Origin of the sequence: Pseudomonas sp. S9, assembly GCF_000222125.1 — a bacterium.
Taxonomy (GTDB): Bacteria; Pseudomonadota; Gammaproteobacteria; order Pseudomonadales; family Pseudomonadaceae; genus Aquipseudomonas; species Aquipseudomonas segetis.
In genome coordinates, this window is record NZ_AFFX01000006.1 from 83,842 (window position 1) to 95,870 (window position 12,029).

A 12,029-nucleotide genomic window follows, 5' to 3' on the forward strand; every position below is an offset into this window, starting at 1 on the left:
GCCCCTTTTGGTTCAAGCCTCGCGTTATTTCAGCGCCTTGATTGCCGCTGCAATAAAGTCATAGGTTTCCATTTCCTGCTTGTCCATTTCAGGCTCTGGCCAGGCACTCCAGACCACTGCAACCAGGTTTTCCTTGCGGTTTATATACACAAACTGGCCAAAGATACCCTGTGCCTCGAAGGCACCATCGTGCTGCGGTCGCGCCGCTTTGCCCGTTGGGAACAGCCACCACTGGTAACCGTAACCCAGGATGTAATCCCCGCCGTACAGTTTGCCCGGAGCCAGGTAGGACGCCGGATCGACTTCGGTGGCTTTATCCAGCCAGCCCTTGGGCAGGATACGCTCGCCATCGATAACGCCATCATTGAGTATGAATTGGCCGAAGCGGCCGTAATCTTTAAGCGTGGGGGAAAACCCCCTGCTGCCGATCTCCTGGCCCGCCTGCGCATCCAGCTGCCAGTAGGCAGGCTTTTCCATGCCCATGCGCGCCCAGATCCGATCAGACAGGTAATCGCTGGTGGTCATGCCCGTGGCCGCGTGGACCAACTCGCTCTGCAGGTGCGACTCGCCAGTGCTGTATTTGAAAACAGTGCCCGGCTTGGACTTGCGCTTGAGCTGGCTCAACTGCTTGACCAGCGAACCCGGCGTATTCGATAGCTGCAACTCGAACATCTTGCGACGATCCGAAGTCGGGTCGCGGTAGGTTTCGTTCCAGTCCGCGCCAGAGCTCATGCGCAGCACCTGCTCGACGGTCACGCCATCATATGCCCCGCCCTTGAGCGCTGGCAGGTATTGGGTAATGGGTGCTTTGACGTTGATTCGTCCTTGCTGCACTGCGGCGCCAACCAATGTGGACGAGATCGACTTGACCACGCTGAACGAGGTCCAGCGGGTATCGGCATCGTTGCCAAGGCCATATTTTTCCAGCCCCCCCTTGCCATCCTTGATGATCAACAGACCGCCAACCCGGTTACGGCGCATAAAGTCGTCCGTGGTTTGCTCGGCACCGTCGGCCTGGTAAGTGACGTCGATATTGGGTTGCTGCGGCAACGGATAGACATGCTCACCGCGCGAGACATCGCGGGTGAAATACAGCTTGTCCATATTGCGATAGGTACCGGGCTGGTAGAGTGGCGGCAAAACGTACAAATCTTTAGCACGGCCAATATATTTATGCTTCTCGGGCTTCGACGACGCATTAACGTCGTTTTCAGTGCTGGCGGTTTGCGCGCAACCACTGATCAAAAGGCCCACAGTCATGGTCAATAACCCGCCTGCGGCTCGCATTTTCATCGACATTGCTGATCCTGGTTTTGGACAGTTGGACATCTCTAAACCATAGCGATAAATCACCGGCCTGTCCTCATAAAGCGCCAGACTAGAGCCGCCGTTGCCCGCGCATGAATACAATTGTGGCGCCTTGCGTGCATTCGACCTATGTTTTCCCTACCTTGAAAGTGAGATCAACAGTGGCCAATAGAACTCCAACTCCGCGCCAGCAAACACATCTGGCAGTGTTGATCGATGCCGACAATGCACCGCCTGCAATCGTCGAAGGCCTTTTCGAGGAAATTGCCAAATACGGTATTGCCAGTGTCAAACGTATCTACGGTGACTGGACCGGCCCACAACTGGGTGGCTGGAAAAAGGTCCTGCTCGACCACTCCATTCAACCTATCCAGCAGTTCGCCTACACCAAGGGCAAGAACGCCACTGACAGTTCGTTGATCATCGATGCAATGGACTTGCTCTATACGAGGCGCTTCGACGGGTTTTGCCTGGTTTCAAGCGACAGCGATTTCACACGCCTGGCGGCACGGCTGCGTGAAGAAGGATTGATGGTGTACGGCTTTGGTGAGGAAAAAACACCTTCGCCATTTGTCTCGGCATGCGACAAGTTCATCTATACCGAGATTCTTCGCGCAGGTGCATCTGAAGCCGTTGAGAGCGGCGATAAAAACCAAACCAGCAGCCAGGATGTCACGACCTCCGAGTCCCAAAAGCCAGATGCAAAAACCAAGGTGCAAAAAGCCCCTGTCAATTTATTAGCCAATGTCATCGACGACATTGATGATGAAAATGGTTGTGTAGGCTTGGGCGCGCTTGGCCAGAACATCAGCAAACTGCGCCCGGCGTTTGACTCACGCCTATATGGCTACAAAAAACTGAGCGACTTGATTCGCAGCCAAACCAAGCGCTTCGAGTTGCAGTTACGCGGCACCAGCGCAACTGGCGGCGAAGCGCTTTATGTCAGGAATAAAAAAGCTGATCGCTAAGCCTGACTGACCGATCTATTTGAGCACAGGCCTGAAAAAGCTGCGCTCGTAGCTCACAATGCACTGGGTTTCTTCTGCGTAGCGAAATGCGGCCTGGCAATCTGCGTCATTCAAAGACTGGATGCGGTACTGCTCGTATTCACCGAGGCTGGGAAAGCTGAACAAGGCCAGGGCAACATTATTGGCGCCCTCTCCCGGCAGGAAATAACCGTGATGCTGGCCACCAAATTTCTCGACCAGTGGAATCCAGAGTCGCGCATAGTGCTCGAACTCAGCCTGCTTGTAGGCATCAATGATGTAACGCAGGTAACAGGTAACAGGTAACCATGAATTCTCCTTTGTATGATTGATGGCCTGAAATGTATCGCCAGGATGCGTCAGTAGACCGACCAGCCGATCCTGTCGCTAAGCATCTCCAGCGCTTGCAGGCCAACCAGTGAATTACCGGCAGGGTTCAACTCCGGCGACCAGACGCAAATCGAATAACGGTCCGGAACCACAGCAATTATGCCGCCGCCAACCCCACTTTTGCCGGGCAAGCCAACGCGGTAGGCAAAGGTGCCCGCCTCGTTATACAGGCCGCTGGTGGCCATGATCGCATTGATCTGGGTAACCTGGCGTGGGCTCATCACCCGCTCGCCGCTGAGGCGGCTGACGCCTTGATTGGCCAGAAAGCTAAAGGCATGCGCCAGGTCCACGCAGCTCATGCGCAATGCGCAGTGATTAAAGTAGCTGCGCAGCACCGAATCGACATCGTTATGGAAATTGCCAAACGACTGCATCAGGTAAGCCGCTGCTGCGTTGCGTGCCCGGTGTTCGTATTCCGAGGCCGCCACCACACTGTCGATCACCACGCCGGGGTTGCCGGACAGGCGTCGCGTCATGTCCCGCATCGCCAGCGAAGGCGCGGCATAGCACGACTGGTTGATGTCGCAAATCACCAGGGCGCCGGTGTTGATAAAGGGATTGCGCGGAATCCCGCGCTCCAACTCAAGCTGCACCAGCGAGTTGAACGGCTGCCCGGAAGGCTCGTAACCAAGCCGCTCCCAGATGGCTTCACCCGAGTGGCTGACAGCCTGGACCAGACTGAAGACCTTGGAAATACTCTGGATCGAGAATGGCGTCTGCGCATCGCCAGCGGTGAATAGCTCGCCATCGTTACTGTAGACGGCAATCCCCAACTGGTTCGGCTCAACCCCACCCAATGCCGGAATATAGTTTGCGACCTTACCCTGACCAATCAACGGCCGGGTTTGCTCAATGATCTCGTCTAACAGCGCTTGCATCAGCTCACTCGTGATAATTCTGAACGGCGTCCAGCCTACAGTTGCTAGACGCATCCCGGCTAGACGCAATCACACCCGGCGGCGATATCCGAACAAAAAAAGGGAGCCCTAAGGCTCCCACAGAGAAACTTGTTCTGCGCCGCGCAAAGCGCGGCGCGCAGCCCGGTCGGGGCTATTCGATCTCGACCAGCACTTCACCCGGGTTGACCCGATCGCCTTTGGCGACGTGAACCGCTTTGACCGTGCCATCGATCGGCGCCTGCACCTCGGTCTCCATCTTCATCGCTTCAGTAATCAGCAGTGACTGGCCAGCCTTGACGCTGTCGCCCTCTTTAACCAGGACATCAACAATGTTGCCCGGCATGCTGGTGCTGACATCGCCAGGTCCGGCGGCTTGTTTGCGCTTGTCGGAGCTACCTGCAACGAAATCGTTAAGCGGCTCGAACACCACCTCTTCGGGCATGCCATCGATGGAGAGATAGAAGTGACGCTTGCCGTCGCCCTTGACCCCGACACCAGTGATATCAACGCGATAGCTTTCACCGTGCACATCGACCACGAATTCAGTCGGCACGCCTTCACCACCAGCCGTCGCAACACCCGTGCCGTCAGGAATTGGCAGCAAAACTTCAGGCACCAGGGTTCCGGCTTCGCGCTCTTCCAGGTACTTGCGACCAATGTCCGGGAACATGGCGTAGGTCAGCACGTCTTCTTCCGACTTGGCCAAGGCGCCGATTTCACTGCGCAGCTTGGCCAGCTCTGGCTTGATCAGGTCGGCCGGACGGATGTCGATCACCTCTTCACTGCCGATTGCCTGCTTGCGCAGCTTCTCGTTGACCTTGCCCGGTGCCTTGCCGTAACGGCCTTGCAGGTAGAGCTTGACCTCGTTGGTGATGGTCTTGTAGCGCTCTCCGGCCAATACGTTGAACACCGCCTGGGTGCCGACGATTTGCGAAGTTGGCGTCACCAGCGGTGGGAAACCCAGGTCTTCACGAACCTTTGGAATCTCGGCAAATACTTCGTTGATGCGATTCAGCGCGCCCTGCTCCTTGAGCTGGTTGGCGAGGTTGGACATCATCCCGCCTGGTACCTGGTTTACCTGCACACGGGTATCGACTGCGGTGAACTCGCTTTCGAACTGGTGATACTTCTTGCGCACCGCATGGAAGTACAAACCGATTTCCTGAATCAGCGCCAGGTCGAGGCCGGTGTCGTACTGGCTGCCACGCAGCGCTGCGACCATCGACTCGGTACCCGGATGGCTGGTACCCCAGGCGAAGCTGGAGATGGCGGTGTCGATATGATCAGCACCGGCTTCAATCGCCTTGAGCTGGCACATGGAGCCCATGCCTGCGGTGTCGTGGCTGTGGATAAAGACCGGCAGATCGATTTCATCTTTCAGCGCCTTGACCAAGTCAGCCGTGGCGTATGGGGTCAAAAGGCCGGCCATGTCCTTGATTGCGATGGAGTCGATGCCCATGGCCTGCATGGCCTTGGCCTGATCGACATAGGCCTGGGTGGTGTGCACCGGGCTCACTGTATAGCTGAGTGTGCCCGGGGCGTGCTTGCCAGCCGCTTTGACGGCCTCAATGGACACGCGCAGGTTACGCACGTCGTTCATCGCATCAAAAATACGGAACACATCGATGCCGTTTACCGCCGCCTTGGCAACGAATGCCCTGACCACATCATCGCTGTAGTGCCGGTAACCGAGCAGGTTCTGGCCACGCAGTAGCATTTGCAGGCGCGTATTAGGCAACGCGGCCTTGAGTTGGCGCAGGCGCTCCCACGGGTCTTCCTTGAGAAAACGCACGCAGGCATCGAATGTGGCGCCGCCCCAAACCTCCAGCGACCAATAGCCGACCTGATCGAGCTTGGCGCAGATCGGCAGCATGTCGTCGAGGCGCATACGCGTGGCCAGCAACGACTGGTGAGCGTCGCGCAGGATGGTGTCGGTAACAGTAATTTTCTTAACCATTTCTCAATTCCTCACAGGCCAGCGTGGGCAGCAATTGCAGTGGCGATGGCGATGGCCAGGTGCGACGGGTTACGTTTGATCGAGTATTCAGTCAGTTCCGGGTGGCTCTCTACAAAGCTGGTATTGAACTGGCCACTGCGGAATTCCGGATTGCGCAGAATCTCTTGGTAATAGGCGGCGGTGGTCTTGACCCCCTGCACGCGCATGTCATCCAGGGCGCGCAAGCCGCGATCCATGGCCTCTTCCCAGGTCAGCGCCCAGACAATCAGCTTCAGGCACATAGAGTCGTAGTACGGCGGAATGGTGTAGCCGGTATAGATCGCCGTGTCAGTGCGCACGCCTGAGCCGCCTGGAGCGTAGTAGCGGGTGATCTTGCCGAACGAAGGCAGGAAGTTGTTCTTCGGGTCTTCGGCGTTAATCCGAAACTGCAGGGCAAAACCACGGTGGATAATGTCTTCCTGCTTGACCGACAGGGGCAAGCCCGAGGCGATACGAATCTGCTCGCGGACGATGTCGATGCCGGTGATTTCCTCGGTGATGGTGTGCTCCACCTGCACCCGTGTATTCATCTCCATGAAGTACACCTCGCCTTCGGCGAGCAGGAACTCCACGGTGCCAGCATTTTCATAACCCACAGCCTTCGCCGCACGCACCGACAAGTCGCCAATGTAGGCGCGCTGCTCGGGGGTTAGCTGAGGGCTGGGCGCGATTTCGATCAGCTTCTGGTTGCGCCGTTGAATCGAACAGTCGCGCTCGAACAGGTGCACGACATTGCCATGGCTATCGGCCAGGACCTGCGCTTCGATGTGCTTGGGGTTGACGATGCATTTTTCGAGGAATACCTCGGCGCTGCCAAATGCCTTGGTCGCCTCCGAAATGACTCGCGGATAAGCCTGCTCAAGCTCGGCTTTGCTGTTGCAACGGCGAATACCGCGACCGCCACCGCCGGAGGTGGCCTTGAGCATCACCGGATAACCGATGCGCTCGGCTTCAGTCAGTGCCTCGGTAATATCGGCGACATTGCCTTCGGTACCCGGCGTCACCGGCACACCGGCCTTGATCATGCTGCGCCGGGCTTCAGTCTTGTCACCCATGCGCCGGATCACTTCGGCGCTTGGGCCGATGAACTTGATCCCGCGCTCGGCACAAATGTCCGCCAGCTCAGCGTTTTCCGAAAGAAATCCATAGCCGGGATGCAGCGCATCACAACCGGTTTCGACCGCCAGGTTGACCAGCTTGCGCGGGTTCAGGTATCCCGCCAGTGGGTCATCACCAAGGCTGTGCGCCTCATCGGCACGCTTGACATGCAGCGCCATGCGGTCAGCGTCGGAATAGACCGCCACCGAGCGAATGCCCATCTCGGCGCATGCACGCACGATACGCACGGCAATCTCGCCACGGTTAGCAATCAGGATTTTCTTGATCACAAGTGTTGCCCTCGAGCATTGGCTTATTACAAATGCCGCTCCATCGACTTTCTGTAAGCGGTTGTGTCTTAACCCTACGCCGCTTAATCAATTACCTAAAATCAATAATTATTTGATTACTCATAAGTAAAAACTTATATATAAGTTTCAGGCCTGGCTTTTTTGCTTTGGCCGAGACCATAAAACCACTCGAGCGAGACAGAAAGCCATGCGTAAATCATTGATGCGAATGACACTTCGCCAATTGCAGGTGTTTCGCTCAGTCTGCGAACAACAGTCCTACAGCCGCGCCGCCGAGGAAATGTCGCTGACACAACCAGCCGTTAGTTTGCAAATTCGCCAGCTGGAAGAGCTTATCGGCCAGCCACTTTTTGATTACGTCGCCAAAAAACTGCACCGCACCGAAGCAGCCGAAGCCTTGCTGCGTGCCAGCGAAGACATCTTTGGCCGACTGGAGAGCCTGGACATGCAACTGAGCAACCTGCAGGGCTCGTTGCAAGGTCAACTGAGCTTGGCGATTGAGTCCAGCGCGAAATACTTCATTCCCCACCTTTTCGCTGCATTTCGCCGCCAATACCCGGAGATCAGCCTTCAACTCACAGTGGTTAATCACGCCCAGGCGCTCAAGCGACTCAGCGCAAACCGCGATGACCTGTTGATTCTGTCCCAGGTGCCGACCGATATGGCACTGGAGTTCTTACCCTTCCTGAACAACCCGATTATCGCGGTGGCGCCAGCCGATCATCCGCTGTGCGCAGCGCAAGCGCTGGACTTGCAAGCCCTGACGACTTACCCGCTACTGACCCGCGAGCTAGGCTCGGGCACCCGCAAGGCCTGCGAAGAGTACTGCCACCAGAAACGTGCGCACTTCGCCAATACCTTGGAGTTTGGATCTTTTGAAGGACAAATAGAGGGGGTCATCGCGGGTTTGGGCATCGCCCTACTGCCAAGACATGCCGTACGCCGAGAGCTCGACTGCGGGTTGCTACGAGAGCTGCCAGTTCGGGAGCTGCCTCTGCTCCGCAGCTGGTGCGTAGTGCATCCGCGCGGCAAATACCTGTCCCCCGTGGCCCAGGAGTTCTTCAGCTTTGTGCGCAACCAACGCAGCCAAATCACCTTGTTGGCTGAGCGCTTCAACCTGCCGCATGCAAAGCCAGAAGCAGTTGCTCCTGGCATTTACCCGAACGGTTAATGTGCTGGGGTCGCAGCTACACGGCTTACCTCACGCGAAGCAGCAATATAGTTGGCGGCGATCAGCTCAGGATAATCAGATAGCTCCTGCTGCAGCAGACGCTGCTCGGAATAGCTCTCAATGGCACGACGGTATTGCATACGGCGCTGGTCAACCAACTTACGACGAGCTTTGGCTTCGCTGTTAACGTACGACTGCGATTCATCCATATAGCGCGACATGATCAGACTCCAGACTGAATATCAGGGGCCTCAGCATCGCCATCAAAGATGACAACTTCGCGGCAAAACAGTGAAGCTGCGGTGAACAGAGACGAAGCCCCCCGCGCAACACTCCCTAGAACAAAGCATCCAGCAGCCGATACCACGCGATTCCAGCCCCGAGATAGAGGCGCTGCAGCCCTACAGTGGGATTTGCCGTCCTGAGCGAGAATGACTCAGATTTCTTCGGAGGCGCGCACCGACTTGGGCGACAAGCGCAGGCTACGCAAGCTGCGCTTGACGCTCTTGAGGTGGTTGACCAGGCCTGGGCCACGGGCCATGGCAACGCCCATGGCGAGTACGTCAATGACGACCAGGTGAGCGATACGCGAAGTCAACGGGGTATAGATTTCGGTGTCTTCATGGACATCCACCGCCAAGTTGACGCTGGCCAGGTCAGCCAGAGGAGTCTGGCTCGGGCACAAGGTGATCAGCGTTGCGCCGGCTTCACGCACCAGGTTGGCCGTTACCAGCAGATCCTTGGAGCGTCCCGACTGGGAAATACAGATCGCCACGTCGTTGGGCTTGAGCGTGACCGCCGACATCGCCTGCATATGCGGATCGGAATGGGGGGCTGCCGTGAGCAGCAAACGGAAAAACTTGTGCTGGGAATAAGCCGCCACCGCACCTGATGCGCCAAAGCCGTAGAACTCCACGCGCTGGGCATTGGAACAGGCCGCAATTGCCTGCTGCAACGCTTGCGGATCGAGTTTTTCGCGCACTTCCATCAGGGTGTGCAACGTGGTGTCGAAGATCTTCAGGCTGAAATCCGAGACCGAGTCATCTTCATGAATCGCAAACTGGCCAAAACTGGCGCCGGCGGCAAGGCTTTGCGCCAGCTTCAGCTTGAGGTCCTGAAACCCGGTGCAGCCGATCGCCCGGCAAAACCGTACGATTGTGGGCTCGCTGATACCTACGCTGTGCGCAAGCTCGGCCATGGAACTATGCATGACAGCGGCGGGGTCAAGTAGCACGTGATCAGCCACTTTAAGCTCGGATTTACGCAGCAAATGGCGCGATTGAGTGATGTGCTGCAACAAATTCACAAGAGTAGACTCGGTATTTAACAGGCTGTGAGTCGTCAGTAACCTGGCCAAGGGGAAACCGCACAGGATGCAGGCCTAACGACACGGCGATGTATTCATTGGTGTAGTGACTTTGTAGTTATACTACATGAATGCTTGTCCCGCACTGTTTAACCGAGCTGGAGTTGCGATTTTGAGTATTGCTTTTGACATGTTGGTTTTTGGCGGCACCGGCGACCTAGCCCTGCATAAACTGCTTCCAGCGCTCTACCATCTGCATCGCGACGGTCGCCTGCACGCCGATATGCGAATCATTGCCTTGGCGCGCAGCAAGCACGGCAGGGATGACTACAAAGCGCTCGCGGAACGTCCCTGCCGCGTGCAAATCGCCAAGGCGGACTTTGACCCGCAATGCTGGCAAGCCTTCAGCGCCCGCCTCGACTACTTCGCCATGGATGCCTCGCAAAGCGCGGACTTCACTCGCTTGAAGCGCTATCTGGGCGACACCAATGCACGCGTGCGCGTTTACTACCTGGCCACTGCACCCAAATTGTTTGAAACCATCGCCACCTACTTGAAAACCGCAGGCCTGGCCGATCCCTACTCGCGCATCGTGCTGGAAAAACCCATCGGCCACTCTCTGCAGTCGGCACAGGCAATCAATGCATCCTTGGGTTGCGTATTCGACGAGTCCCAGGTGTTCCGCATTGACCATTACCTGGGCAAGGAAACCGTGCAAAACCTGATGGCGCTGCGCTTTGCCAATATGCTCCTGGAGCCCATCTGGCGAGCCGCTCATATCGACCACGTGCAGATCAGCGTCTGCGAGACCCTAGGCATCGAAAACCGCGGCGATTATTACGAGCACGCCGGGGCAATGCGCGACATGGTCCAGAACCATTTGCTGCAACTGCTTTGCCTGGTTGCCATGGAGCCTCCGGTTCGCTTTGACGCCGAGTCGGTGCGTAACGAAAAGGTCAAGGTGCTCGAAGCCTTGAAGCCCATAACCGGCCAGGATGTTCGCGACAAGACCGTGCGCGGGCAATACAGCGCCGGCCAAATTGGCAACCAGCAGGTTGCGGCGTATTACTTCGAGAAAAATGTCGATAACGACAGCGATACCGAAACCTTCGTCGCGATTGAGACCCAAGTCGAAAACTGGCGTTGGGCCGGGGTGCCTTTTTACCTGCGCACGGGCAAGCGCCTGGCCGAAAAGACATCGGAAATCCTGATTCAATTCAAGCCCGTGCCCCATGCGCTCTTTGGCGGGGGGGATGCCAACCAGCTACTGATTCGCCTGCAACCCGAGGAACGCATCAGCCTGCACATGATGGCCAAGAATCCAGGCAAAGGCATGAAGCTTGAGCCTGTGGCCCTTGACCTGAACCTGGCGACCGCATTCAAGCAACAGCGGCGCTGGGACGCTTATGAGCGCTTGCTGCTCGATGTGATCGAAGGTGACTCGACACTGTTTATGCGCCGCGATGAGGTCGAGGCTGCCTGGCGCTGGATCGACCCGATCATCAAGGGCTGGCAGCAACACTACCAGCAGCCGCGGCCCTACCCGGCGGGCAGCAACGGACCTGAGCAGGTGCAGCACCTGCTTGAGCGCCACGGCCGAAAATGGATGCAGGGGCCGACTCAGTGAGGCCGGGCCTCGATAACCTCCACTAATTTCGGCGGCAAATAGCGGCTCAACTGATTGTTGCTCAGGGGCAATAGTTTTGGCAGCAGTTGTATCAATGCCAATGGGCTTAGCCTGGCGCAAACACTGGCCTGGCGCTGCATGGACAGCATGCCGATCACCCGAGCCACGGCCTCCATGTTGCGGCGTTGTGCGGCCTCTTCGACCAGACGCGCCAAAAAGTCTGTGGAACAGCCCCGCAACCCTTGCCCGGCAACCGGCAGGTTGTCCATGTGCTCGAGAATCGACACCACGTAGGCTTCGTTATTAAGCGCGAAGAACAGCAGCTTCAATTGCGCAGCAGAAAGAAAGTTGGCGAAGTCCGCCGCTGTCGAAAATGCAGAAATTTTGCACAGTTCCTGGGTCAGCTCGATATGGAACTCCTCCGGCAGGATCATGTAGTCCTCACGTATGGCCTGCGGCTGCAGGTACCTGACCACCTGGGCAATCAAGGGCATGGGCATGCTCTGGGTGAGGCGAGAGAATTGCTCGGTCGATAACTGGGTAACGAACTCAGCAGCCTGCTTGGGCCGGATTCGTCCAAGTATTGCTCGCTTGAATGGAAGTGGAATCCTGCCTCTACAGGCCATCAATAAACGTACAGCAACGCTGATCTGCGCAGAATCGGGCATGGCATCTTCCTTAAAGCCAACTCAAGTTAATCAGTTCATTGTCACGCCTGAAGCAGCTCAGCCAGCACGCCAGGCGTCGCACTCAACTCAGGGAGTTGCCAATTAACATCACAACTTTGTGCCTGCTGTAACCGACCAATCGATAGCAAATGAATGATCCTGTTTAACGCCTATCAAAGCCCCTGAAAACGGCTTGCAACGGCTAATGACAGACTCATTTCCAAGTTATTCGCCCAGCCCCCGGGCTGATTGCTTCAACAGTGGTTTGC

Annotated in this window: 11 protein-coding genes; 3 read left to right on the top strand and 8 right to left on the bottom strand. The window is 56.8% G+C overall.

Features of this window, described 5'->3' with window-relative positions; all coding sequences use genetic code 11:
• Positions 1 to 24: 24 nt before the first annotated feature.
• Positions 25 to 1,293, bottom strand: a complete 1,269-nt coding sequence (locus PSES9_RS0113750) for a serine hydrolase domain-containing protein (protein ID WP_010487754.1) — start codon at positions 1,291 to 1,293, stop codon at positions 25 to 27.
• Between the two features lie 176 nt (positions 1,294 to 1,469).
• On the opposite strand from PSES9_RS0113750, the gene PSES9_RS0113755 reads away from it, so the two are divergent.
• The gene (locus PSES9_RS0113755) at positions 1,470 to 2,276 is read left to right on the top strand and encodes an NYN domain-containing protein (protein ID WP_029529555.1); all 807 of its coding nucleotides are present in this window, start codon (positions 1,470 to 1,472) and stop codon (positions 2,274 to 2,276) included.
• Positions 2,277 to 2,291: 15 nt separating this feature from the next.
• Here the strand turns inward: PSES9_RS0113755 and PSES9_RS0113760 are convergent, their stop codons facing one another.
• The 4 genes from PSES9_RS0113760 to PSES9_RS0113775 all read right to left on the bottom strand — a co-directional run bounded on the left by PSES9_RS0113760 (position 2,292) and on the right by PSES9_RS0113775 (position 6,967).
• Complete coding sequence (locus tag PSES9_RS0113760; protein WP_029529556.1) at positions 2,292 to 2,627, bottom strand: NIPSNAP family protein; 336 nt, start codon at positions 2,625 to 2,627, stop codon at positions 2,292 to 2,294.
• Between the two features lie 26 nt (positions 2,628 to 2,653).
• Positions 2,654 to 3,562, bottom strand: a complete 909-nt coding sequence (gene glsB / locus PSES9_RS0113765) for a glutaminase B (RefSeq protein WP_010487757.1) — start codon at positions 3,560 to 3,562, stop codon at positions 2,654 to 2,656.
• A 172-nt stretch (positions 3,563 to 3,734) separates the two neighbouring features.
• On the bottom strand, positions 3,735 to 5,540 hold the full coding sequence (gene oadA / locus PSES9_RS0113770; protein WP_010487758.1) for a sodium-extruding oxaloacetate decarboxylase subunit alpha: 1,806 nt from the start codon (positions 5,538 to 5,540) through the stop codon (positions 3,735 to 3,737).
• Between the two features lie 11 nt (positions 5,541 to 5,551).
• Positions 5,552 to 6,967: an acetyl-CoA carboxylase biotin carboxylase subunit gene (locus PSES9_RS0113775; protein ID WP_010487759.1), complete on the bottom strand. Its 1,416-nt coding sequence runs from the start codon at positions 6,965 to 6,967 to the stop codon at positions 5,552 to 5,554.
• Positions 6,968 to 7,175: 208 nt separating this feature from the next.
• Here PSES9_RS0113775 and PSES9_RS23595 point away from each other — a divergent pair, with 208 nt between their 5' ends.
• The gene (locus PSES9_RS23595) at positions 7,176 to 8,159 is read left to right on the top strand and encodes a LysR family transcriptional regulator (RefSeq protein WP_051120974.1); all 984 of its coding nucleotides are present in this window, start codon (positions 7,176 to 7,178) and stop codon (positions 8,157 to 8,159) included.
• Here PSES9_RS23595 and PSES9_RS0113785 read toward each other — a convergent pair.
• Together PSES9_RS0113785 and PSES9_RS0113790 are read right to left on the bottom strand one after the other, a co-directional pair.
• On the bottom strand, positions 8,156 to 8,380 hold the full coding sequence (locus PSES9_RS0113785) for a PA3496 family putative envelope integrity protein (protein WP_010487761.1): 225 nt from the start codon (positions 8,378 to 8,380) through the stop codon (positions 8,156 to 8,158). The genes PSES9_RS23595 and PSES9_RS0113785 overlap by 4 nt on opposite strands.
• A gap of 215 nt (positions 8,381 to 8,595) precedes the next feature.
• Positions 8,596 to 9,465 (bottom strand): SIS domain-containing protein, encoded by an 870-nt coding sequence (locus PSES9_RS0113790; RefSeq protein WP_010487762.1) that lies wholly within the window; start codon positions 9,463 to 9,465, stop codon positions 8,596 to 8,598.
• Positions 9,466 to 9,592: 127 nt separating this feature from the next.
• Between PSES9_RS0113790 and zwf the strand changes: the two genes are divergently transcribed.
• On the top strand, positions 9,593 to 11,092 hold the full coding sequence (gene zwf, locus PSES9_RS0113795; RefSeq protein WP_177313047.1) for a glucose-6-phosphate dehydrogenase: 1,500 nt from the start codon (positions 9,593 to 9,595) through the stop codon (positions 11,090 to 11,092).
• On the opposite strand, the gene PSES9_RS0113800 is transcribed toward zwf, so the two are convergent.
• Positions 11,086 to 11,760 (bottom strand): hypothetical protein, encoded by a 675-nt coding sequence (locus PSES9_RS0113800; RefSeq protein ID WP_010487764.1) that lies wholly within the window; start codon positions 11,758 to 11,760, stop codon positions 11,086 to 11,088. The genes zwf and PSES9_RS0113800 overlap by 7 nt on opposite strands.
• Positions 11,761 to 12,029 lie beyond the last annotated feature (269 nt).